At 71.6% G+C, this 23,092-nt stretch carries 16 protein-coding genes; 2 read left to right on the top strand and 14 right to left on the bottom strand.

Annotation, left to right across the window (positions count from 1 at the left end; all coding sequences use genetic code 11):
• Window positions 1–1,085 precede the first annotated feature (1,085 nt).
• The 14 genes from AB0E83_RS02670 to AB0E83_RS02735 all read right to left on the bottom strand — a co-directional run bounded on the left by AB0E83_RS02670 (window position 1,086) and on the right by AB0E83_RS02735 (window position 20,073).
• Complete coding sequence (locus AB0E83_RS02670) at window positions 1,086–2,234, bottom strand: dipeptide ABC transporter ATP-binding protein (protein ID WP_362104737.1); 1,149 nt, start codon at window positions 2,232–2,234, stop codon at window positions 1,086–1,088.
• A complete protein-coding gene (locus AB0E83_RS02675) occupies window positions 2,227–3,210 on the bottom strand; it encodes an ABC transporter ATP-binding protein (RefSeq protein WP_362104740.1) in 984 nt (327 codons plus the stop codon). Before AB0E83_RS02675 ends, AB0E83_RS02670 begins: the two co-directional genes overlap by 8 nt.
• Before the next feature lie 6 nt (window positions 3,211–3,216).
• Window positions 3,217–4,203, bottom strand: coding sequence for an ABC transporter permease (locus AB0E83_RS02680; RefSeq protein ID WP_362104743.1), 987 nt, complete (start codon window positions 4,201–4,203; stop codon window positions 3,217–3,219).
• Window positions 4,196–5,119 carry an ABC transporter permease gene (locus tag AB0E83_RS02685; protein ID WP_362104746.1) on the bottom strand — a complete coding sequence of 308 codons (924 nt, stop codon included), beginning with the start codon at window positions 5,117–5,119 and terminating at the stop codon, window positions 4,196–4,198. The genes AB0E83_RS02680 and AB0E83_RS02685 overlap by 8 nt, the downstream gene beginning before the upstream one ends.
• Window positions 5,120–5,205: 86 nt before the next feature.
• A complete protein-coding gene (locus AB0E83_RS02690; protein WP_362104749.1) occupies window positions 5,206–6,831 on the bottom strand; it encodes an ABC transporter substrate-binding protein in 1,626 nt (541 codons plus the stop codon).
• A gap of 238 nt (window positions 6,832–7,069) precedes the next feature.
• Window positions 7,070–8,158, bottom strand: coding sequence for a dipeptide ABC transporter ATP-binding protein (locus tag AB0E83_RS02695; RefSeq protein ID WP_362104752.1), 1,089 nt, complete (start codon window positions 8,156–8,158; stop codon window positions 7,070–7,072).
• A complete protein-coding gene (locus tag AB0E83_RS02700; RefSeq protein WP_362104755.1) occupies window positions 8,151–9,209 on the bottom strand; it encodes an ABC transporter ATP-binding protein in 1,059 nt (352 codons plus the stop codon). The genes AB0E83_RS02695 and AB0E83_RS02700 overlap by 8 nt, the downstream gene beginning before the upstream one ends.
• A 14-nt stretch (window positions 9,210–9,223) precedes the next feature.
• Complete coding sequence (locus AB0E83_RS02705; protein WP_362104758.1) at window positions 9,224–10,180, bottom strand: ABC transporter permease; 957 nt, start codon at window positions 10,178–10,180, stop codon at window positions 9,224–9,226.
• Complete coding sequence (locus AB0E83_RS02710) at window positions 10,173–11,105, bottom strand: ABC transporter permease (protein WP_362105099.1); 933 nt, start codon at window positions 11,103–11,105, stop codon at window positions 10,173–10,175. Before AB0E83_RS02710 ends, AB0E83_RS02705 begins: the two co-directional genes overlap by 8 nt.
• Before the next feature lie 174 nt (window positions 11,106–11,279).
• The gene (locus AB0E83_RS02715; protein WP_362104762.1) at window positions 11,280–12,920 is read right to left on the bottom strand and encodes an ABC transporter substrate-binding protein; all 1,641 of its coding nucleotides are present in this window, start codon (window positions 12,918–12,920) and stop codon (window positions 11,280–11,282) included.
• A 440-nt stretch (window positions 12,921–13,360) separates the two neighbouring features.
• Window positions 13,361–15,262 (bottom strand): translational GTPase TypA, encoded by a 1,902-nt coding sequence (gene typA, locus AB0E83_RS02720; protein WP_362104765.1) that lies wholly within the window; start codon window positions 15,260–15,262, stop codon window positions 13,361–13,363.
• 275 nt (window positions 15,263–15,537) lie between these two features.
• Window positions 15,538–17,922: an ABC transporter family substrate-binding protein gene (locus AB0E83_RS02725; RefSeq protein WP_362104768.1), complete on the bottom strand. Its 2,385-nt coding sequence runs from the start codon at window positions 17,920–17,922 to the stop codon at window positions 15,538–15,540.
• 192 nt (window positions 17,923–18,114) lie between these two features.
• Window positions 18,115–18,900: a transglutaminase domain-containing protein gene (locus AB0E83_RS02730; RefSeq protein ID WP_362104771.1), complete on the bottom strand. Its 786-nt coding sequence runs from the start codon at window positions 18,898–18,900 to the stop codon at window positions 18,115–18,117.
• Between the two features lie 144 nt (window positions 18,901–19,044).
• A complete protein-coding gene (locus AB0E83_RS02735; protein ID WP_362104774.1) occupies window positions 19,045–20,073 on the bottom strand; it encodes a hypothetical protein in 1,029 nt (342 codons plus the stop codon).
• A 151-nt stretch (window positions 20,074–20,224) separates the two neighbouring features.
• On the opposite strand from AB0E83_RS02735, the gene AB0E83_RS02740 reads away from it, so the two are divergent.
• Complete coding sequence (locus tag AB0E83_RS02740) at window positions 20,225–22,306, top strand: TPM domain-containing protein (protein ID WP_362104777.1); 2,082 nt, start codon at window positions 20,225–20,227, stop codon at window positions 22,304–22,306.
• A 68-nt stretch (window positions 22,307–22,374) separates the two neighbouring features.
• Window positions 22,375–23,085: a PspA/IM30 family protein gene (locus AB0E83_RS02745; protein ID WP_362104780.1), complete on the top strand. Its 711-nt coding sequence runs from the start codon at window positions 22,375–22,377 to the stop codon at window positions 23,083–23,085.
• The last annotated feature ends 7 nt before the right edge of the window (window positions 23,086–23,092 follow it).

Consider the following 23,092-nt stretch of genomic DNA (forward strand, 5'->3'; position numbering starts at 1 on the left):
CCGCCGGGGGGGGGGGGGTGGGGGGGGGGGGGGGCCCCCGCGGGGCCCCGGGGGGGGGGCGGGGGGGGGGGGCCCCCGCGCCCGGCGAGGAGGACCAGGACGGCGGCCCCGGCGAGCACGCCGTAGAGGGCGGCGGCGAGGGCGGGGACGTCCAGCTCGGGGGCCCTGACGTACCAGACGTCGTGGTGGAGGTGGAGGCGGACCGCCCGCGCGGCCCCGGCGAGGCCGGTGGCGCACAGGAGCCCGCCGGCGAGGAGGCCGAGGGGGCGGGTGTGCCGGGCGGCGGCGAAGGCGGAGCCGGCGGCGGCCAGGTAAAGGGCGGCGAGGACGGCGGCGAGCCAGCCGGGCGGCACGCCGAGCGCGGCGTCGAGGACGGACCGGCCGCCGGTGAAGCGGTCGACGGCGAGCCTGAGGTCCAGCCGGGTGGCCCGGTGGACCTCCCGGGCGATCAGGACGAGGGCGGCGACGGCCAGCAGGACGCCGGCGGCGACGGCGGGGCCGGTGCGCGGCCGGGTGGGGGTCCGCTCGTCCGGCCCGGCGGCCGGACGGCGGCCGGCGAGGGCGGTGGCCGGCAGTCCCGCGGCGAGGACGAGTTCGGCGAGGGCCGTGACGAGGGGGCCGGTGCCGTGGGTCCAGAGGCCGGGGAGGCGGACGGCGAGGGTGACGGCGCCGGTGGCGGCGAGCGCGGCGGCGGCGTGCCGGGACCGGAGGGCGGCGAGGGCGGTGCCGGCGGCGGCGAGGCAGAGGAGCGGGTCGACGAGGGTGGTGGCCGACCGGGCGCGGGTGAGCGGGGGCCGGTCGCCGGCCCAGTGCCAGAACAGGTCCGCGGGCGAACCGAGGAGGGCGAGGTCGCGCAGGATCCAGACGAAGGGGACGAGGGCGAGTACGGCGGCGAGCGCGGCGCCGGTGAGACGTGCCGGTCGAGTCACAGTCACGGGCCCGATCCTCACGGCCGTGGACGGCCGGGACAAGCGGTTCCGCGGAACCGTCGGAGCCGACGTGACGGAGTTCCGGCCGGGCGCCGGCGGGCGGGGCCCGCGCGGCCGCGCGTTCGGCGGGATCCGGTGCGGCGGGATCGCCCGGCGTCAGAGCGACTTCGTGCTTCCCGAGCCCTCGGGTCCCTCGTCCCGCTTCTCCGTCCGCGCCTCGCGGGCCGCCTCCTCCGGGGCCGGGCCCTCCGCCAGGGGGTCCGGGTGGGGGAGGGAGTCCTCCGGCGGGACGACCTGCTTCTCCTCGGCGAAGTGGCAGGCGGAGTCGTGCTTGGCCGGGCTGTCGGTGAGGCGGAAGACGGCGGGGACGGCGAGCAGCGGGACCTCCAGCGCGCACCGCTCCTGCGCCTTCCAGCAGCGGGTGCGGAAGCGGCAGCCGGAGGGGATGTTGGCCGGGGAGGGCACGTCGCCGGTGAGGATGATCCGCTCGCGGTGGGCGCGGGCCTCGGGGTCCGGCACGGGCACGGCGGAGAGCAGCGCCTGCGTGTAGGGGTGGGTGGGGTGGTCGTAGATCTGCGCGTCGGTGCCGATCTCCACGATCCGGCCGAGGTACATGACGCCGACCCGGTCGGAGATGTGGCGCACGATGGAGAGGTCGTGGGCGATGAAGACGTACGACAGGGCGAACTCGGCCTGGAGGCGGTCGAGCAGGTTGACGACCTGGGCCTGGACGGAGACGTCGAGGGCGGAGACCGGCTCGTCGGCGACGATGATCTCGGGCCGGAGCGCGAGGCCGCGGGCGATGCCGATGCGCTGGCGCTGGCCGCCGGAGAACTGGTGCGGGTAGCGGTTGATGTACTCGGGGTTGAGGCCGACGACGTCCAGGAGCTCCTGGACCTTGCGGCGCCGGTCCCCCTTGGGCGCGACCTCGGGGTGGATCTCGTACGGCTCGCCGATGATGTCGCCGACCGTCATGCGCGGGTTGAGCGAGGTGTACGGGTCCTGGAAGACCATCTGGATGTTGCGGCGAACCGACTTGAGGGCGCGCGGGGAGAGCTTGGTGATGTCCTCGCCCTTGTAGCGGATCGCGCCGGAGGTCGGCTTCTCCAGGTTGACCAGCATCTTCGCGACGGTGGACTTGCCGCAGCCGGACTCGCCGACGATGCCGAGGGTCTCGCCGGCGGCGAGGTCGAAGTCGACGCCGTCGACGGCCCTGACCGCGCCGACCTGCTTCTTGAAGAGGATGCCCTGGGTGAGGGGGTAGTGCTTGTGCAGGTCCCGGACCTCGAGAATCGCCTCAGCCATGGAGGCACTCCTTCCAGAAGTGGCAGGCGCTCGTGCGCGGGACGGGCGACTCGGTGACCTCGTACAGCGGGGGCACGTCGGTGCGGCAGACGTCCTGGGCCATCGGGCAGCGGGGGTTGAAGGCGCAGCCGGGCGGGATGGCGAGCAGGTTGGGCGGCAGGCCCTTGATCGCGTACAGCTCCTGGCCCTTCTGGTCCAGGCGCGGGATCGAGTCGAGCAGGCCCCGGGTGTAGGGGTGGGCGGGCGCCTTGTAGATCTCGTGGACGGGGGCGTGCTCGACGATCCGGCCGGCGTACATCACGGCGATCTTGTCCGCGACGTCGGCGACGACGCCGAGGTCGTGGGTGATGAGGATGAGGCCCATGTTGTACTCGCGCTGGAGCTCCGCGAGGAGGTCCATGACCTGGGCCTGGACGGTGACGTCGAGGGCGGTGGTGGGCTCGTCGGCGATGATCAGCTCGGGTTCGAGGGCGAGCGCCATGGCGATCATGATGCGCTGGCGCATGCCGCCGGAGAACTGGTGGGGGTACTGGCCGACGCGTTCCTTGGCGGCGGGGATGCGGACCCGGTCCATGAGCTCGACGGCCTTGGCGCGGGCGTCCTTCTTGCTCGTCCCCTGGTGGACGACGAACATCTCGCCGAGCTGTTCGCCGACGCTGAGGACGGGGTTGAGGGAGGACAGGGCGTCCTGGAAGATCATCGCCATCCTGGCGCCGCGGATCTTCCGGCGTTCCTCCTCCTTCAGCTTGAGGAGGTCCTGCCCCTTGAAGAGGATCTCGCCCCGCGGGATCTTGCCGGGCGGCATGTCGAGGATGCCCATGACGGCCTGGGCGGTGACGGACTTGCCGGAGCCGGACTCGCCGAGGACGGCGAGGGTCTCGCCGGCGTCCACCGAGTAGTTGACGCCGTTGACCGCCTTGGCCACGCCGTCGCGGGTGTGGAACTCCACGTGCAGGTCGCGTACTTCGAGCAGCATGGGTCCCTACCTCAGCTTCGGGTCGAGGGCGTCGCGGACGGCGTCGCCGAGCATGATGAAGGCGAGCACGGTGATCGCGAGGGCGCCGGCCGGCCAGAGCAGCATGTGCGGGGCGTTGCGGACGTACTGCGAGGCCGAGGAGATGTCGATGCCCCAGGAGACGGTGGGCGGCTTGAGGCCGACGCCGAGGTACGAGAGCGTCGCCTCCAGGGCGATGTACGTGCCGAGCGCGATGGTGGCGACGACGATGACGGGCGCGACGGCGTTGGGCGTGATGTGCCGCAGCAGCATCCGGGAGTTGGAGGCGCCGAGCGCGCGGGCGGCCTGCACGTAGTCGTTCTGTTTGGCGGTGATCACCGAGCCTCGGGCGATGCGGGAGATCTGGGGCCAGCCGAGCAGCACCATGAAGCCGATGACGGGCCAGACGGTGGAGCTGGTGACGACGGAGAGCAGCACCAGGCCGCCGAGGACGACGGGGATGGCGAAGAAGACGTCGGTGATGCGGGAGAGGATGCCGTCCCAGGCGCCGCCGAAGAAGCCGGCGAGGCCGCCGAGGACGGAGCCGAGGAGGGCGACGCCGAGGGTGGCGAGGACGCCGACGGTGACGGAGGTGCGGGCGCCGTAGACGGTCCGGGTGTACACGTCGCAGCCCTGGCCGTTGAAGCCGAAGGGGTGGCCGGGCTGGGAGCCCTCCTGCGCCTTGGAGAGGTCGCAGTCGAGGGGGTCGCCGGAGGCGATCAGGGACGGCCAGAGGGAGATGACCACCAGGAAGAGGATGATCAGTCCGGAGACGATGAAGACCGGATTGCGGCGCAGGTCGCGCCAGGCGTCGGACCAGAGGGAGCGGGCCTTGCCCTCGGGGCCGGTGCCCCGGGGGCCTCCGGGCGTCTTCTCCAGGGTCTCGGCCTCGGCCATGGCGAGGTCGGCCGCTCCCCCGCCGCCGGTGGCGGCGATGGCACGGCCCTCTTCGAAGGGCTCGATCGGCTCAGGCATAGCGAATCCTCGGGTCAAGGACGGCGTACAGGAGGTCCACCAGGAGGTTGGCCAGCAGGAAGATCAGGACGAGGATCGTGACGAAGCCGACCACGGTCTGGGTGTTCTGCCGGACGATGCCCTGGTAGAGCTGGTAGCCGACGCCGTGGATGTTGAAGATCCGTTCGGTGACGATGGCGCCGCCCATGAGCGCGCCGATGTCGGCGCCGATGAAGGTCACCACCGGGATGAGGCTGTTGCGCAGCAGGTGGCGGCTGACGACCCGGCGGCGCGGGAGGCCCTTGGCGACGGCGGTGCGGACGTAGTCGGCGCGCTTGTTCTCGGCGATCGAGGTCCGGGTGAGCCGGGTGACGTACGCCAGGGAGACGGAGGCGAGGACCAGGCCGGGGACGATCAGCTCGCTGAACGTGGCCTCGGGCGAGACGGCCGGCTTGATCCAGCCCCACTTCACGCCGAGCAGCAGCTGGATCAGCAGGCCGGTGACGAAGGTGGGGACGGAGAGGACGACCAGGGTCAGCAGCAGGACGGTGGTGTCGACGGGGCGGCCGCGCTTGAGGCCGGTGATCACGCCGAGGCTGATGCCGATGACGATCTCGAAGAGGATGGCGACGACGGTGAGCCGGATGGTGACCGGGAAGGCGGTGCCCATCAGCTCGGTGACGGGCTGTCCGTTGAAGGCGGTGCCGAAGTCGCCGGTGAAGACGTTGCCCATGTAGGTCAGGTATTGCTGCCAGACGGGCTTGTCGAGGCCGAACTCCTGCCTCAGCCGGGCGGCGGTCGCCGGGTCGCACGCCCGGTCGCCGCAGAGTCCGGCGATGGGGTCGCCCATCACGTTCACCATCAGGAAGATCAACAGCGTGGCGCCGAAGAAGACCGGGATCATCTGCAGCAGCCGCCGGATCACGTATCGACCCATGGGGGGCTCCGGGGGGTGTGAGGAAGGCGTACGGCCCGGCGCGGGGGTCCGCGGGCCGGGCCGTACGCCACCGGCCTAGGAGGGCGTCACTTGACCTTGATCTGGTCGTAGACCGGGACGCTGAAGGGGTTGAGGGAGACGTTCTCGACCCGGTCGGAGTAGCCGGCGCTGCCGTTCTGGTACCAGAGCGGGATGGCGCCCATGTCGTCGCGGAGGACTTCCTCGGCCCGCTGGAAGAGGCCGACGGCCTTCTTGATGTCGGTCTCGGCGTTGGCCTGGTTCACCAGCTTGTCGAACTCGGCGCTGGTGTACTTGCCGTCGTTGGACGAGGCGTTGGTGTAGTACAGCGGCTGGAGGAAGTTCTGGATCAGCGGGTAGTCCATCTGCCAGCCGGCCCGGAACGGTCCGTCGAGCTTCTGGGTGGTGACCTGGTTGCGGTAGTCGGCGAAGGTGCCGATGGGGTTGCCGACGCAGGCCTTGTTGTCGCCGAGGGCGCGGTTGATGGAGTTGCAGACGGCGTCCACCCACTCCTTGTGGGAGCCGGTGTCGGCGTTGTACGAGATCCTCATCGTGCCGCCGGGGATGCCGCCGCCCTCGGCGACCAGCTTCTTCGCCTGCGCGGCGTCGTATTTGCAGAAGTCGCCGCAGACGTCCTTGAAGCCGCCCTCCTCGCCGAGGACCGGGGAGGTCCAGTCGACGGCGGGGGTGCGGGTCTTCTGGAAGATCGTCTCGGTGATCTGCTTGCGGTCGATCGCCATCGACAGGCCCTGGCGGAGCTTCTCCTGGCCGGGCTTGTTCCACGCGGAGTCGTAGAAGGGGAACGACAGGGTCTGGATGATGCCGGCGGGGGTGTTGATGTAGCGGTCGCCGAGGTCGGCGGAGACGTTCTTGAGCTGGGAGGCGGGGACGTCGTCGACCAGGTCGAGGTTGCCGGCGGTGAGGTCGGTGTACGCGGTGTTGTTGTCCGTGTAGACCTTGAGGGTGATGCCGCCGTTCTGGGCCTTGTCCGGGCCGGGGTAGTCGTCCCAGCGCTTGAGCTCCATCTGGGAGCCCTTGGCGTACGAGTCGACGGTGTACGGGCCGTTGCCGACGGGCTTCGCCAGCCAGCCCTCGCGGTCGTCGAAGAACGCCTTGGGGAGCGGGGCGAAGGCCGCGTAGCCGAGGGTGTCGGGGAAGGTCGAGAACTTCTGGGTGAGCTTGACCGTGAAGGTGCGCGGGCCGGTGACCTTGAGGCCGGAGAGGGTGTCGGCGGTGGCCTCGCCCTTCTCGGGGTGGACCTTGTCGTAGCCCTCGATGTAGCCGAAGAAGTAGGCGTTCTTCTGGTTGTTCTTCAGGGCGGCGCCGTAGTTCCAGGCGTCGACGAAGGACTGGGCGGTGACCTGCTCGCCGTTGGAGAAGGTCCAGCCGTCCTTGACGGTGATGGTGAAGGTGGTCGAGTCGGTCGTCTCGATCTTCTCGGCGAGCATGTCCTTGGCCTCGCCGGTCTTCGGGTCGTACTGCTTGAGACCGCGGAAGATCATCGAGAGGACCTTGCCGCCCTGGACCTCGTTGGTGTTCGCCGGCTCCAGCGGGTTCTGCGGGTCACCCCAGGAGGAGCTCACGATGCCGTCGGCCCCTCCGCCGCCACTGTCGTCACCGCCGCCGCAGGCGGTCGCCGCGAGGGCGACGGCGGTGGCCAGTGCGGCCCACTTGGCGTGCGTGGCTCCGCGCATGGAGTGCCTCCCTATTGTCCCGAGCGTGACTTAGGGCCCAATATCACCCGGTATTGACGGGTGTGCACTTTTACGGCACCCGAGCGGGGCGGGGGGCGGACGGCCCGGCGGGGCGGGCGACCCGGCAGACGAGAGCAGCCCGGCGGGCGGGGGCGGCTCGGCGGGCGGGGGCACGCGGAAGGGCCCTCGCACCCGGCGGGGGTACGAGGGCCCTGGTCCTTCGAGCCGTCACGGCCGGTCAGCTCGCGTGGACGACGTCCCGCTCCTCGGCGAAGTGGCACGCCGACTCGTGCGCCGCGAGGGTGTCCTGGCCCCGGAAGCGCTCCGGGATCGCCAGGACCGGCACCTCGGTGGAGCACTTCTCCTGGGCCTTCCAGCACCGGGTGCGGAAGCGGCAGCCCGACGGCGGGTTCGCCGGCGAGGGCACGTCGCCCGTCAGGATGATCCGGTCGCGGTTGGCGCGCGCCTGCGGGTCCGGCACCGGCACCGCGGAGAGCAGCGCCTGGGTGTACGGGTGCGTGGGGTGGTCGTAGATCTCCTCGTCCGTACCGATCTCGGCGAGCTTGCCGAGGTACATGACGCCCACGCGGTCCGAGATGTGCCGGACGATCGACAGGTCGTGCGCGATGAAGATGTAGGACAGGTTGAACTCGTCCTGGAGCTTCTCCATCAGGTTGATGACCTGCGCCTGGACGGAGACGTCCAGGGCCGAGACCGGCTCGTCGCAGATGATGATCTCCGGGTTGAGCGCGAGGCCGCGGGCGATGCCGATGCGCTGGCGCTGACCGCCGGAGAACTGGTGCGGGTACCGGTTGATGTACTCCGGGTTCAGACCGACGACGTCGAGGAGCTCCTGCACCTTGCGGCGCCGGTCGCCCTTCGGGGCCACCTCGGGGTGGATCTCGAAGGTCTCGCCGATGATGTCGCCGACCGTCATGCGCGGGTTCAGCGAGGTGTACGGGTCCTGGAACACCATCTGGATGTTCCGGCGGACGGCCTTCAGCGCGCGGCCGGACAGCTTGGTGATGTCCTGGCCCTTGTAGAAGACCTCGCCCGCGGTGGCCCGCTCCAGGTTCATCAGGAGCTTGGCGACCGTGGACTTGCCGCAGCCGGACTCGCCCACGATGCCGAGGGTCTCGCCCTGGTAGAGGTCGAAGGAGACCCCGTCCACGGCCTTGACCGCGCCGACCTGCTTCTTGAAGAGGATGCCCTGCGTCAGCGGGAAGTGCTTCTGCAGGTTGCGCACCTGGAGGATCGGCTCGCCCCGCTGGACGGGGACGTCCAGGGCGGCGGCCACGGCCTCGTCGTTCTTGCTGAGGTCAGCCATGGATCGTCTCCTTCCAGAAGTGGCAGGCGCTCTTGCGGCCCGGCAGATCCGCGCCGTCCTGCTCGGTCACCGGCACCAGGGCCGGGATCTCCGTACGGCAGAGGTCGGTGGCCTTCGGGCAGCGCGGGTTGAAGGCGCAGCCCGAGGGCACCTTGAGCAGGTTGGGCGGCAGGCCCTTGATCGCGTACAGCTCCTGGCCCTTCTGGTCCAGGCGCGGGATCGAGTCGAGCAGACCCCGGGTGTACGGGTGGGCGGGGCGCGCGTACAGCTCGTGGACGGGCGCCTGCTCGACGATCCGGCCGGCGTACATCACGGCGATCTTGTCCGCGACGTCGGCGACGACGCCGAGGTCGTGGGTGATGAGGATCAGACCCATGTTGTACTCGCGCTGGAGCTCCGCGAGGAGGTCCATGACCTGGGCCTGGACCGTCACGTCGAGGGCCGTGGTCGGCTCGTCGGCGATGATCAGGTCGGGCTCCAGGGCGAGCGCCATGGCGATCATGATGCGCTGGCGCATGCCGCCGGAGAACTGGTGGGGGTAGTCGCCGACCCGCGCCTTGGCGGCGGGGATCTTGACCTTGTCCATCAGCTCGATGGCCTTGAGCTTGGCGTCCTTCTTGGACAGGCCCTGGTGGACCCGGAACATCTCGCCGAGCTGGTAGCCGACGGTGAGGACCGGGTTCAGCGAGGAGAGCGCGTCCTGGAAGATCATCGCGATCTTGCGGCCGCGGATCTTCCGGCGCTCCTCGTCGGACATCTTGAGCATGTCCTCGCCGCGGAACAGGATCTCGCCCTGCGGGATCTTGCCGGGCGGCATGTCGAGGATGCCCATGATGGCCTGGGCGGTGACGGACTTGCCGGAGCCGGACTCGCCGAGGACGGCGAGGGTCTCGCCGGCGTCCACCGAGTAGTTGACGCCGTTGACCGCCTTGGCCACACCGTCACGGGTGTGGAACTCGACGTGCAGGTTCTTGACTTCGAGCAGCGGCCCGGTGTGGTCGCCGCCCTCACGGGGCGCCGGAACGGTCGCGGTCTTGTCGATGGTGCTCACGGTTTACGCCCTCCTCAGCGCAGCTTGGGGTCGAGGGCGTTGCGTACGGCTTCGCCGAGCATGATGAACGCCAGGACGGTGATGCTCAGCATGATCGACGGGTACAGCAGGATGTGCTGCGACGTACGGATCATCTGGACACCGGCGGAGATGTCGAGGCCCCAGGAGACGGTCGGGGCGGCGAAGCCGAGACCCAGGTACGACAGGGTCGCCTCGGCGGAGATGTAACCGCCGAGCGCGATGGTGGCGACGACGATGACGGGGGCCATGGCGTTCGGCAGGATGTGGCGGAACAGGATCCGCCGGGTGCCGGCGCCGAGGGCCTTGGCCGCGTGCACGTAGTCGGCCTGCTTGACCGTGATCACGGCACCGCGCATGACGCGGGCCATCTGGGTCCAGCCGAGGAAGGCGAGGGCGCCGACGACGACCCAGACGGTGCGCTCGGTGAACGCCTGCAGGACGACCATGGCGCCGAGCAGGAACGGGATGCCGAAGAAGATGTCGGTGATCCGGGAGAGCAGCGCGTCGATCCAGCCGCCGAAGTAGCCGGCGAGCATGCCCACGAGGCCGCCGAGGACGGTGACGATCAGCGTCACGAGGATGCCGACGATGACCGAGGCACGGGTGCCGTAGATCAGGCGGGCGTAGACGGAGCGGCCCTGGATGTCGTAGCCGAGCCAGCCCTCGGAGCCGATCTTGCTCAGCTCCGGCTTGCCCACGTAGTGGTTCACGAGGTCGCCCGCGGTCGGCGAGGCGCTGGTGAAGAGGCTCGGCCAGGCGGCGATCAGCAGCAGGAAGGCGATCAGCACCGACGACACGAGGAAGTACGGGTTGCGACGCAGGTCGCGCCAGGCGTCGCCCCACAGGGAGCGGGGCTTGTCCTGCTTGGGCTGCGGCTCGGAGGCGTCCACCGAGGGGGTGGCGACGGCGTCCACGGCGGCCGCGTCGGCGGTCTTGGTCACGTCAGGCATACCGGATCCTCGGGTCCAGGACCGCGTACAGCAGGTCGATGAGCAGGCTGGTGACGAGGTAGACGACCACCAGGACGGTGACGAGGCCGACGAGGGTGGAGCCCTCGCGACGGCTGATCGACTCGTAGATCAGGCCACCGACGCCCTTGACGTTGAAGAGGCCCTCGGTGACGACCGCACCGCCCATGAGGGCGCCGATGTCGGTGCCGAGGAAGGTGACCACGGGGATCATCGAGTTGCGCATCAGGTGGACGCCGATGACGCGGCGCTTCGGCAGGCCCTTGGCGACGGCCGTGCGCATGTAGTCGGCGCGGAGGTTCTCCGCCATCGAGGTGCGGGTGAGCCGCGCCACATAGGCGAGGGAGAGACCACCGAGGACGATGGCGGGAGCGATCATCTCGGAGAGCAACTGGTCGTTGCTGACGTTCGGCTGGATCCAGCCGAGCTGGAAGGCGAACACCATCTTGATGAGGAAGCCGAGCACGAAGACCGGGATCGAGATGATCAGCAGGGTGAAGATCAGGATGGCGTTGTCGGCCAGGCGGCCGGCGCGGAGGCCGGCGATGATGCCGAGGCCGATGCCGAAGACGAGCTCGAAGGCGAAGGCGAGGGCGGCCAGCTGGATGGTGACGGGGAAGGCGTCACCCAGCACTTCCGTGACGGGACGGCCGTTGCGGATCTGGGTACCGAAGTCCAGGTGCCCGATGATCCCCCACATGTAATCGGCGTACTGCACCAGGATGGGCCGGTCCAGCCCGAGTTCGTGTCTCTTCGCGGCCAGGGTCGACGGGTCGGCACCCTTGTCGCCGAACAGGCCCAGCACGGGGTCGCCGGGCAGGCTGTAGACCAGGAAGAAGATCAGAGCTGTTGTCCCGAAGAAGACCGGGATCATCTGGAGCAGTCGTCGTGCGACATAGCGCCCCATCATGCCTCCGTTGAGATGTGACGGCCGCAGCCGACGGGCCCTCCCACGACACGGCCGCCCGGTTTCGGGCAGCGCGGTGCCGCGGAAGGGCCCCCCAGCCGCTGCGTAAGGCGCCGCGACGGGACTTGACGGTCCGTCAAGTCCCGTGACGGCGTGCGGACTACGCTTGGGTGATTACTTCTGCTTGACCTCGACGCCGGTCAGGATCGGGTCGCCGTCCTGGCCGTACGCCACGCCGGAGACGTTCTCCGAGTAGCCCGCGTTGACCTTGTAGTACCAGAGCGGGATGGACGGCATGTAGTTCACCAGGTCCTTCTCGATCGCCTGGTACTCCTTGACGGACTCCTCAAGGGTCTTGGCGGAGTCGGCCTTGGCGATCTTGGCGTCCAGCTCCTTGTTGGAGAAGCCGCCCTGGTTGCCGCCCGCACCCGTGCGGAACAGGTCCGAGATGAAGTTGGCGTTCACCGGGTAGTCGAGCACCCAGCCGGAGCGGTACAGGGACTTGACCTGCTGCGTCTTGCGCGCGGTCAGGTCGGCCTGGAAGTCCGGCTTGCCGTCGCCGACACAGGCGACGCCCGTGGCCTGGGTGATGGAGTTGCAGACGGCCTCCACCCACTCCTTGTGGCCACCGTCGGCGTTGTACTGGATGGAGATCTTGTTGTTCGGGACGCCGCCGCCGGCCTTGATGAGCTCCTTGGCCTTGGCCGGGTCGTACTTGGTGATCTCGACCGCGTTCGGCTGGTAGCCGAGCACGCCCTTGGCGACCCAGCCGGTGGCGGGCTCACGGGTGCCGTTGAGGACCGTCTTGGTGATCGTGGCGCGGTCGATCGCCATCGACAGGCCCTGGATGACCTTCGGGTCGACCGGCTTCGGCTTCTTCCACTGGTCGGCGTAGAAGGCGACGGCGATCGTCTGGATCGAGGAGTACGGCTGGTCCACGGCGCGGTCGCCGAGGTCCGTGCGGTAGACCGGGAGGTCCTTCGGCGCGATCTGACGCAGGACGTCGACGTTGCCCGACTTCAGGTCCTCGTACGCGGCCTCGAGGGTGGTGTAGTTCTTGAAGACCACACCGCCGTTCTTCGCCTTGTTCGGGCCCTTGTAGTCGTCGTAACGGACGATCTCGATCTGCTTCTTGCGGTCCCAGCTCTTGAACTTGTAGGGACCGTTGCCGACCGGCTTCAGACCGGCGGCCGCGGGGTCCTTGAAGAAGGACTCCGGGAGCGGGGCGAAGGCGATGTAGGCGAGCTTGTGGGCGAAGTACGGAACCGGCTTCGCGAGCTCGATGGTGAGGGTGGTCTCGTCGACGACCTTCAGGCCGTCGAGGGTCTTGGAGGTGGGCTTGGCGCCCTCGGCCTCGGGGTGGACCTTCTCGAAGCCCTTGATGTCGGCGTACCAGGACGCGAGGCCCTGGGCGTTCTCGACGTTGGCGTTCCAGTTCCACGCGTCCACGAAGGACTTGGCGGTGACCGGGGTGCCGTCGTGGAAGGTCCAGCCCTTCTTGAGCTTGACCGTCCACAGCTTCGAGTCGGAGCTGGTGACCGACTCGGCGTTGATCATCTCGAGCGAGCCGTCGGCCTTGTAGTCGACCAGGGTCGAGAACAGGCCGGACATGACGATGGAGCCGTTGGACTCCATCGTGTCACCGGTGTGCAGGAGCTTCTCCGGCTCACCGACCTCGATGGAGAAGATGCCGTTCGGGTCGGCCTTGCCGTCGGCGCTGCCGCCCTCGTTGCTCTTGCCCCCGCCACAGGCGGTCGCAGCCAGGGCGACGATGATCGCGCCCGTTACCCACTTGGCGCTCTTGGCACCGCGCATGGGTTTCCTCCTCATGAGTCCACTTGTCACTACAAGAAGGGCACTTGGAAACCTGCCGACACCCCTGACGGCGCTGATCCCCCGGTACCCCGAGTGTGCTCGTGAGTCGGCACTCCCCACAGTGCGTGACCCATTGACCCGAGCTCAATGGAGCCAACTATTAAGTACGTCCGGGCCGTAAACCACACTTAAGTGGTCTCGGTTTGACAACATCACCTACGTTCCAGATACCGAAATCCGGACAAACTGAGCACAGACAGACACCCCCGAAACGGACCGTTAACACACGTACCGGAGAGCGATGACCGGTATCCGGACGCTCGGGCGGGGCAATGCGTTTGACGAAAAGGGCCTGGCCACTCGCATGTGATGCGAGTGGCCAGGCCCTTCGTGTGAGATGCGGCTCAGCCGTTCCCCGGCGTCAGCGGCCGGGTGCCGGATCAGCCGTTCTTGGCGCGCGAGGCGGCGCGGGCGCGCTCGCGCTGGTCCAGGTTGACCTTGCGGATGCGGACGGCCTCCGGGGTCACCTCGACGCACTCGTCGTCGCGGCAGAACTCCAGGGACTGCTCCAGGGAGAGCTTGCGCGGCGGGACGATCGCCTCGAAGGAGTCGGCGGAGGAGGAGCGCATGTTGGTGAGCTTCTTCTCCTTGGTGATGTTCACGTCCATGTCGTCGGAGCGCGAGTTCTCACCGACGATCATGCCCTCGTAGACCTCGGTGCCCGGGTCCACGAAGAGGACGCCGCGCTCCTGGAGGTTGGTCATCGCGAAGGCGGTGACCGCGCCGGCGCGGTCGGCGACCAGGGAGCCGTTGTTACGGGTCTGGAGCGGGCCGAACCAGGGCTCGTGGCCCTCGTGGATCGAGTGCGCGATGCCGGTGCCGCGGGTCTGGGTCAGGAACTCCGTGCGGAAGCCGATGAGGCCGCGGGACGGGACGACGAACTCCATGCGGACCCAGCCGGAGCCGTGGTTCGACATGTTGTCCATGCGGCCCTTGCGGACGCCCATGAGCTGGGTGACGGCGCCCATGTGCTCCTCGGGCACGTCGATCGTCATGCGCTCGACCGGCTCGTGGACCTTGCCGTCGACCTCCTTGGTGACGACCTGCGGCTTGCCGATGGTGAGCTCGAAGCCCTCGCGGCGCATCTGCTCGACCAGGATGGCCAGCGCCAGCTCGCCGCGGCCCTGCACCTCCCAGGCGTCGGGGCGCTCGGTGTCGAGGACGCGGAGCGAGACGTTGCCGATGAGCTCGCGGTCCAGGCGGTCCTTCACCTGGCGGGCCGTCACCTTGCGGTCCTTGACGGCCGCCTTGGCGTCCGCGCCCTTGCCGGTGCCGCCGCGGCCGACCAGCGGGGAGGTGTTGGTGCCGATCACCATGGAGATCGCGGGCTCGTCGACCGTGATCAGCGGCAGCGCGACCGGGTTCTCGGGGTCGGCGAGGGTCTCGCCGATCATGATGTCCGGGATGCCGGCGACGGCGCAGATGTCACCGGGGCCGGCGACCTCGGCCGGCTTGCGGGTGAGCGCCTCGGTCATCATCAGCTCGGTGATGCGGACGTTCTGGACCGAGCCGTCGCGCTTGATCCAGGCGACCGTCTGGCCCTTGCGCAGCTCGCCCTGCTCGACGCGGAGCAGCGCGATGCGGCCGAGGAAGTTGTCGGCGTCGAGGTTGGTGACGTGGGCCTGGAGCGGCGCGCCCTCCTCGTACACCGGGGCCGGGACGTGCTCCAGGATCGTCGAGAAGAACGGCTCCAGGTTGGTGGAGTCCGCCGGGACGGTGCCGTCCTCCGGCTTGGTCAGCGAGGCGATGCCGTCGCGGCCGCAGGCGTAGACGATCGGGAACTCGATCTGGTCCTCGTCGGCGTCCAGGTCGAGGAAGAGGTCGTAGGTCTCGTTGACGACCTCGTCGATCCGGGAGTCCGGGCGGTCCGTCTTGTTGATGCAGAGGATGACGGGCTTGCGCTGCTGGAGGGCCTTGCGCAGCACGAAGCGGGTCTGCGGGAGCGGACCCTCGGAGGCGTCCACCAGGAGGACGACGGCGTCGACCATCGACAGACCGCGCTCGACCTCGCCGCCGAAGTCGGCGTGGCCGGGGGTGTCGATGATGTTGATCGTGATCGGGGCCCCGCCGTCCTTGGGGTGGTACTTCACCGCCGTGTTCTTGGCGAGGATCGTGATGCCCTTCTCACGCTCCAGGTCGTTCGAGTCCATCATGCGGTCGTCGAGCTGCTGGTGGGCGGCGAAGGCACCGGCCTGCTTGAGCATGGCGTCGACGATGGTCGTCTTGCCGTGGTCGACGTGGGCGACGATGGCGACGTTACGGATGTCGTGGCGCGTGGGCATGGGTGGCTTGCGCTTCTCTCGGATCGTGGGAATCGGCGTCAGTTCCTCTTACGCCCGCCGGGCGGACGCGCCACGGCTATGTCCTATGGTACGGGGCTGCCGTGCAAGGGGCTTCCCCGGATCGATCCGAGAGGGTCTACTGGGACGTTTCAGGGTGGGTCTCAGGGTGTGGGGAAGGTCATGCGGGCCGGGTCAAGGGGCCGACGCGATCCTGCCCGCCGGGGTCGCCGGCGGGCAAGGAACTTGAGCTGGTTCTGAGGTTGTGACGTGGTTTCTCAGCCCCGGGACGGGCTACCCTTGGTCGTTTCGCTCTTCTTGAAACCGATGTCCTGGTACTGCGGGGCGGCGAAGCCCCAGGCCCCGGCGTTCACCACGTCCTTCCGGGCGGCCACCAGCTGGGGGCGTTGGTAGAGCGGGATGGAGCCGGCGGCGGCCCAGATGCGGGCGTCGGCCTGCCGGATCAGCTCGCCCGCCTCCTCCTCGTCGAGGGTGCCGGCCGCCTGGTCGAAGAGCTGGTCGATGCGGTCCGTGCCGACGCGCGAGTAGTTCTGCTCGACCAGCAGGGAGCCGTCCGAGGCCGCCTCGGGCTTGGCGAAGATCGGCCGGGCGTCGGTCGCCGGGAAGGCGGAGGCGGGCCAGGAGTAGAGGGCCAGGTCGTAGTCGCCGGAGGCGATGTGGTCCTTGAAGAAGCTCTCGTCGGAGACCTTGGTGACCTCGGTGCGGATGCCGACGGCGTCGAGCATCCGGACGATCCGGTCGCCGACCGCGCGCAGCGTCTCCGAGCCGGGGCCCGAGGGCAGGACGAAGCGGAGGCTGAGGGCCTTGCCGTCCTTGCCGAGGGTCTGGGAGGCGGCCGGGGCGGCGGCCGGGGCGGCGCTGCCCCTCGGGGCGTAGGCCCCGGCGACGCCCCGGTCGGGCTTGGCGTTGCCGGGGCCCACCGCGGCGCGGGCGCCGGTGTCGAGGGCCTCGGCGCGGGCGAGGAGGGCGGCGCTCTCGCGGGCGGCGGCGGGGGCCGGGGCGAGGACGCGGGCGTTCTCGGGGCCGCCCGGGCCGATCCGGGGGGCGGCGCGGAGCTCGCCGGGCTTGTCGTCGCCGACGATGTAGAGGCCGTCGTCGGAGGCGGTGTCGCTCTCCCCGGCGCGCTTCCCGGCGGCTCCCTTCTCCCCGGCGGTCTCCTTCTTCCCGGCCTTCTCCGCCTCGGAGCCGGCCTTCTCCGCCTCGGAGCCGGCCTTGGTGCCGGCCGGCTGCCGCCGGTCCCCGCCGGGGACCCAGCCGGCGTCGGCGAGGAGGGCGCGGGCCTCCTGGGTGTCCTGGCCGCCGAGGGCGTCGCTGCTGTCGGCGTAGGCGGCCTGGCCGGCGAGGGCGAGGTGGCTGCCGGGCGGCTCGGCGGGCAGGCCGAGCGGCTTCAGCACGGACTCGGCCAGCTCCTTGCGGTCGATGGCGCGGGCGACCGCGCGGCGGACCCGCTCGTCGGCGAGCGGCCCGGACTCGCCGTTGAGGGAGAGCTGGGTGTAGGCGGGCTCCAGGGACTTGCGGACGACGTAGTCGGCGAGGGCGTCCTGGGCCTTGGCGTAGCGGGCCGCGGCGGCCTCGTTCTCGGCGCGGGCGGCGGTGACCCGCTCGGCCAGCTCCTCGTCCTCGCCGTGGGCGAGCGCCCAGGACTTGAGGGCCTTGCCGGGGGTGATCGAGGCGCCGGGGCCGTGCAGCGCCGCGGCCTGGGCGCCGCTGCGGCCGGCGTCGGCGTCCTTGAGGGCGAGGGCGATCCGCTCGGCGGTGGAGCGGTCGATCTCGGCCAGGTCGAGCCGGCCGGCGGCGAGGGCCTCCTCCCGGTCGGCGCGGGGGACGGCGCGCAGGACGAGGCTGTCGAGCTTGGCGGGCTTTCCCCACCAGCGGGGGTTGCGGGCGAGGACGATGTCGCCGGACTTCCGGTCCACCTTGCTCAGCAGGAACGGTCCTGCGCTGGTCTTGAGCGTGGTGCGCGCCCCGTCGTTGAAGGAGTTCGGGGACCCCATCACCTCCTTCGGGTAGAGGGGGGTGAAGAGGGACCGCCAGTCGGCGTAGGGCTTGGCGAAGGTGACCCGCACCTCCAGGTCGTTCTTGCCCTTCTCGATCTTCTCGATCCGCTCGTAGCCGGCGTTGCGGGCCGTCCAGTAGGCGGTGTCGCGGCCGCTGAGGGCCCGCCACTGGGCGACGAAGTCGGCGGCGCCGATCTCGCGGCCGTCGCTCCACACGGCCTGCTGGTTGAGCTTGTAGAGGACGACCTGCCGGGGCTCGGTCTCGACGACCTCGGCGGTCTCCAGGTAGTCGGGGTTGAGCCGGGGCCGGCCGCGCTCGTCCAGGGTGTGCAGGGCGGGCAGGGCGGCGCCCGCGACCCGGCTGGTGGTGGCGTCGGCGTCGGCCTGGAAGGCGTTGAAGGTGGCCGGCAGGGCGTCCACCGCCCAGCGCAGGGTGCCGCCGTCGTCGACCAGGGCGCGCGCGGTGGGCGCGTTGTCCTGGGCGGCGGCCGGGGCGCCCTCGTCCCCGTCGGAGCTGCATCCGGCGAGCACGGTGACGGCGAGGACCGCGCTGGTGAGGGTGGCGACGGAGCGGAGGGTCCGGGAGCGGGGACTCCTGGACGGACCGGCCCATGTCCTCCCCTGGGGGGCGCCGACCTGGGACATGACTTTTACCCCTTCGTCCGTTTTATGCCATTTAGAGATGATCACATCTCTTGGTCGTCCCACTGAAGGGCACCCGACGTGCCCCACCGCGACGACACGGCGACGGATCCCGGGGAACCCACCCGTGCGGCCCAACGCCCCCGTGGCGACGGCGGCCCCTCCCGCACCTCCCGGCGCTCCCCCGGCGGGGCCTCAGGCGGCGCCCGCGCTCCAGCGGCCCAGGACGGGCTCGGCCAGGGTCCGGGCGGGGCGGCACAGGGTCTGGCCGTACCGGGCGAACAGCTCGTCGCGGGAGGTGAAGCGGCCCAGGTCGGTACGGAGGTGGGCGGAGAGGTCACAGGCGCCGGAGGCGCCGTCGCAGGCGGCCGGGGCGTCCCAGTCGACGCCGGTGCGGGCCACGGCCTCGAAGAGGGTCTCCGCCCCGGTGTTGGCGAAGGCGCCGACCCCGTCCCCCGCGTCCCCCGCCGGTCCTCCGTGGTCGAAGAGGCCGGCGATCGGCACCCAGACGCCGTCGAGGCGGAACTCCGGCCAGGCGAGCAGCACCTCGGCCGGGACGAAGGGGCGCAGGCGCGGGAACCGCGGGTACCAGAAGGAGCCGTCGACCAGCAGGCCGCGCACCCGGGTCTCCGTGCCCAGGGCGCGGGCGACGGCCTCCAGGACGGCCATGCGCTGGCTGCACGAGCCGCGGCCGAGCCGCAGGGTGCGGGAGGCCCGGCGGCGGTCCTCCACCGAGTAGACCGGCCGCACCTCGGCGACGAGCAGCCGGTGGGCGGTCCGCAGGAGCTCCCGGCCGGAGCCGTCGCCCCGGGTCCCGGCCTCCCGCCGCACGCGCGCGGTGAAGGCGGCGACGAGCGGGTGGCCGTGGTCGAGGATCGCGGTCGGCCGGGTGGAGCCCGGGGCCGGGTCGGCGGCGGGCTCCGGGGCGGCGGGGCGGCCGGCCCCACGGCTCCGGACGGGCATCAGCAGTCGGCTGGTCATGGTGGCTCCCCCTCGGTCGACGCGCGGCCGGTGCCGCGGCGCCATCCTCCTCCCCCGCCCACGCGCGCGTACGAGGGGGGCGACCCAGGCCCCTCGTACGCGCGCGTGGGCGGGGGCCGGCGCCGGTCCCCGCCGCCCCTGGGGTCAGCCCGCGCGGAGCCAGCCGGCGCGGTAGGCGGCCCAGTCCTCCGGCCGCTCGGCGAAGTCGACGTACAGGGCGACGCCGAAGCGCTCGCGGCCCGGGTCGGTGCGGCCGAGGCCGAGGCGGACGCCCCGGACGCCGGCGGCGACGGTCTCCGCGTTCTCGTGGTGGCCGAGGTCGTCCTCGTGGAAGAAGGGCAGCCCCATGAGCAGGTCGGTGCTCTCCGGGGTCGCCTCCAGGGCGAGCGCGGTCTGCTGGGCGACGTAACCGCCGTACAGGCTCTCCAGCGGCATCCAGGTGTCGTACGACATCACGGCGATCTGGTCGACCCGCCGGGCCACCTCGCCGAAGTACTCCTGCGACCACCACTTGCCGTTGTCCCCGAAGAGGCCGAGCGCGGAGTGGGCGCCCGGCAGCGGGTCGATCTGGTGGGCGGCGACGGAGAGCAGCGCCGTCCGCTGCCGGGTCAGTCTCCCCAGCTCGTCGAGGAGGACGAGGTAGTCCCGGTCGCCGGACTGCAGCGGCTCCAGGTCGAAGTGGACGCCGTCGAAGCCCGCGTCGAGGATCTGCCGGGCGGAGCCGACGACCGCCCGGCGGGAGGCCGGGTCCGAGAGCCTGAGGCCGACGGGGCCGTCGTTGGCGAGGATGTCGCCGAGCCAGGCCTGGACCCGGACGTCCGGCAGCACGCGGTGGACGCCCTCGATCAGCCACCGCGCGCGCGGGTGCCGGGCGGCGGGCAGGGTGCCGTCGTGTTCGAGCGGGCCGGCGTGCACGTACAGGTCCTTGATCCCGGTGCCCCTCAGCCGCTCGGCGAGGGCCTTCAGGTCGGCGTCCTTCTTCCGGCCGTCCACCCACGCGTGCCCGATCCAGTACGCGTCCTTGCCGCGCGTGCGGGCGTCGTCGCGGAGGTCGCCCGCGTAGCTGACGCGCAGGGCGAGCGCGCCGAAGAGCGGCGGCACGACGAGCAGCAGCGCCAGGCCCAGCACCCACCAGCGCCCCTTGCGCCACACGCGTTTCAGCTGTCCGTCCATCCGAACCCCCTGGAGCCGCGGGTCTCCCGCCCGCTGGAGACCACCGTCATGACGTGCACCGACAGGGACGCCCGGCCGGCGCTGTCGGTTTCCGGGGGGGCCGGTGCCCGTCCGGTCGCGGGCCCGCGGCACCGTACATAACCTCCCTTTTGTGACCCGAACAGCCATCCGAGCCCTGCTCGCGGCGCTGGTGGCGGCGTGGTGGCTCGTCGCGGCCGGCGCCCGCGCCGACGACCCCGTCGTCCTCCCCTCCGACGGGCAGGTCCTCGACCGGGTGGGCGCGCTGCGCGACCGGCGCCCCGAGGTCACGGCGGCCCTCGACCGGCTCTACGACGACCGCCGGATCCAGCTCTTCGTGGTCTACGTACGGGACTTCTCCGGGCGCTCCGGCCAGGACTGGGCCGACGCGACCGCCGTACGCAACGGGCTCGGCCTCGACGACGTGCTGCTCGCGGTCGCCACCCACGACCGGCGCTACGGCTACTCCGCCGACCCCGGCTCCCGGCTCACCCAGGCGCAGCTCGACGACGTGGCCCGGACCGCGATCGAACCGGCGCTGCGGGCGAACGACTGGGCGGGCGCGGCGATCGGCGCGGCGGACGGCTACGCCGCCGTCCTCGCCGGACGGCCCGTCCCCGCCCCGTCGATCTCCCCCGGCCCGGCCGACCCCGGCGGCTCCGAGGCCGGCTCCGCGGCCTATCTGGTCCTCCCGGTCGCGCTCGTCGGCGGCGCCGGGGCGGTGGCGGCGTACGCGTACGCCCGCCGGCGCCGGCGGGCCGAGACCCGCACCACGCCCGGCGGCGGCGCGGCGGGCCGGTGGCGGCCCCCGGAGCCCTCCCTGGAGGAGCTGGACGGACGGGCCGGGCGGGCGCTGGTCGCCACCGACGACGCCGTCCGCACCAGCCAGGAGGAACTGGGCTTCGCCACCGCCCAGTTCGGCGAGGAGGCCACCCGCCCCTTCGAGGAGGCGGTGGCCTTCGCCGAGGAGCGGCTGACGGCCGCCTTCCGGCTGCGGCAGCGGCTCGACGACTCCTTCCCCGAGGACGACGCGACCCGGCGCTCGATGCTCGACGAGATCCTGCGCGACTGCGACGAGGCGAACGCCCGGCTGGACGCGGTGACCGAGGACTTCGACCGCCTGCGGGCCCTGGAGCGGACCGCGCCGGAGGCCCTGGCGGCGGTCGAGGCGGCCTTCCGCGAGCAGACCGGCCGGGTCGGCGGGGCGGAGGCGGCGCTGGCGGCGATGCGGGAGCGGTACGCGGAGTCCGCGGTCTCCCCGGTCGCCGGCGACGTCGAGCAGGCCAAGGACCGGCTGGTCTTCGCCACCGCCCGCGTCAACCAGGCCCGCCAGGCCCTCGACGACGGCGACAGCGGCTCCGCGGCCGTGCACGTGCGGGCCGCGGAGGGCGCGGTCGACCAGGCGGCCCGGCTGACCGAGGCGGTGGACCGGCGGGCGCGGGAGCTCGACGAGGCGGCCGGCCGGCTGCCGGGGGCGCTGACCGAGACCGACGCCGACCTGGCCGAGGCCCGCGGGCTCCTCGAAGGGACCCCCGGGGGCGGGCCGACGGGCGATCTGCGCGGCCGGATCGCGCGCGCCGAGGCGGTGGCGGCGGAGGTGCGGCGGACGGTGGAGGCCGGCCGGTACGACCCCCTGGACGCGCTGCGCCGGATCGAGGAGGCGGACGGGGCGCTCGACCGGGCCCTGGCCGGGGCGCGGGAGCGCGAGTCGGGCGACCGGCGCGCCCGCGGGCTCCTGGAGCAGGCGCTGCTGACGGCCGGCGCGGAGGCGGGCGCGGCCGCGGACTACGTCCAGACCCACCGGGGCGCGGTGGGCGGCGAGGCCCGGACCCGGCTGGCGGAGGCGCGGCGGCGGCTGGCGCGGGCGCGGGAGCTGGCGGCGGACGATCCGCAGGCGGCGCTGGCGGAGGCGCGGCAGGCGGACGGGCTCGCGCGGCGCGCGCAGGAGCTCGCCGAGCAGGACGTGCGCCGGTACGGGAACCCGAACGGGCTGGGCGGTGTAACAGGAGGGGGAGGGAGCGGTGGCGGCGGGCTCGGCGGGGCGGTGCTCGGCGGCATCATCCTCGGCGGGCTGTTCGGCGGGGGTTCCGGCGGAGGAGGGGGACGTGGGGGCGGTTTCGGGGGTGGTTTCGGGGGCGGAGGCTTCGGCGGCGGTCCCGGCAGCTTCGGCGGCGGCGGGACGCGCGGCCGGCGGGGCGGCGGCGGCCGTTTCTGAGTTCCACGCGGTTCACGGGGTCCCCCGGTGTCGTCCGGTCCCCACGGATTCCCCCAAGGAGCAGTGCCATGAGCAAGCAGACCGTCCTCGGCCGGGTCACCCAGCTGGCGAAGGCCAACATCAACGCCCTCCTCGACCAGGCGGAGGACCCGCAGAAGATGCTGGACCAGCTGATCCGCGACTACTCGGGCAACATCGCGGAGGCGGAGGAGGCGGTGGCGGCGACCATCGGCAACCTGCGGCTGATGGAGCAGGACCACGCGGAGGACGTGGCGGCGGCGGCCGAGTGGGGCGGGAAGGCCCTGGCGGCCAGCCGGAAGGCGGACGAGCTGCGGGCCGGCGGGCGGGCGGAGGAGGCGGACCGCTTCGACAACCTGGCCAGGGTCGCGCTGGGCCGCCAGCTCCAGTCGGAGAAGGAGGCGCGGACGGCCGAGCCGACGATCGCCGCGCAGACGGAGGTCGTGCGCAAGCTCACCACCGGCCTCGACCAGATGAAGGCCAAGCTGGGCGAGCTCCGGGCGAAGCGGGACGAGCTGGTCGCCCGCGCCCGGTCGGCGCGGGCGCAGAACACGATGATGGACGCGGTGAAGAACATCGACGTGCTGGACCCGACGAGCGAGCTGAGCCGCTTCGAGGAGAAGGTGCGCCGGGAGGAGGCGCGGGCGCTGGGCAAGCAGGAGCTGGCCGCGTCCTCGCTGGACGCCCAGTTCGAGCAGTTGGACGCGCTGGGCGACGAGGCGGAGATCGCGGCCCGGCTGGCCGCGCTCAAGGCGGCCTGAGGGCTCC

It is taken from the genome of Streptomyces sp. NPDC035033 (assembly GCF_040636735.1).
Lineage (GTDB): Bacteria > Actinomycetota > Actinomycetes > Streptomycetales > Streptomycetaceae > Streptomyces.

Bases quoted from the DNA above. Each gene is read 5' to 3' on its own strand.
- AB0E83_RS02730 (WP_362104771.1), bottom strand. From the start codon at position 18,900: ATGACCAGCCGACTGCTGATGCCCGTCCGGAGCCGTGGGGCCGGCCGC.
- AB0E83_RS02680 (WP_362104743.1), bottom strand. From the start codon at position 4,203: ATGCCTGAGCCGATCGAGCCCTTCGAAGAGGGCCGTGCCATCGCCGCC.
- AB0E83_RS02695 (WP_362104752.1), bottom strand. From the start codon at position 8,158: ATGGCTGACCTCAGCAAGAACGACGAGGCCGTGGCCGCCGCCCTGGAC.
- AB0E83_RS02710 (WP_362105099.1), bottom strand. From the start codon at position 11,105: ATGGGGCGCTATGTCGCACGACGACTGCTCCAGATGATCCCGGTCTTC.
- AB0E83_RS02745 (WP_362104780.1), top strand. From the start codon at position 22,375: ATGAGCAAGCAGACCGTCCTCGGCCGGGTCACCCAGCTGGCGAAGGCC.
- typA (WP_362104765.1), bottom strand. From the start codon at position 15,262: ATGCCCACGCGCCACGACATCCGTAACGTCGCCATCGTCGCCCACGTC.
- AB0E83_RS02690 (WP_362104749.1), bottom strand. From the start codon at position 6,831: ATGCGCGGAGCCACGCACGCCAAGTGGGCCGCACTGGCCACCGCCGTC.
- AB0E83_RS02725 (WP_362104768.1), bottom strand. From the start codon at position 17,922: ATGTCCCAGGTCGGCGCCCCCCAGGGGAGGACATGGGCCGGTCCGTCC.
- AB0E83_RS02715 (WP_362104762.1), bottom strand. From the start codon at position 12,920: ATGCGCGGTGCCAAGAGCGCCAAGTGGGTAACGGGCGCGATCATCGTC.
- AB0E83_RS02670 (WP_362104737.1), bottom strand. From the start codon at position 2,234: ATGGCTGAGGCGATTCTCGAGGTCCGGGACCTGCACAAGCACTACCCC.
- AB0E83_RS02705 (WP_362104758.1), bottom strand. From the start codon at position 10,180: ATGCCTGACGTGACCAAGACCGCCGACGCGGCCGCCGTGGACGCCGTC.
- AB0E83_RS02735 (WP_362104774.1), bottom strand. From the start codon at position 20,073: ATGGACGGACAGCTGAAACGCGTGTGGCGCAAGGGGCGCTGGTGGGTG.
- AB0E83_RS02675 (WP_362104740.1), bottom strand. From the start codon at position 3,210: ATGCTGCTCGAAGTACGCGACCTGCACGTGGAGTTCCACACCCGCGAC.
- AB0E83_RS02685 (WP_362104746.1), bottom strand. From the start codon at position 5,119: ATGGGTCGATACGTGATCCGGCGGCTGCTGCAGATGATCCCGGTCTTC.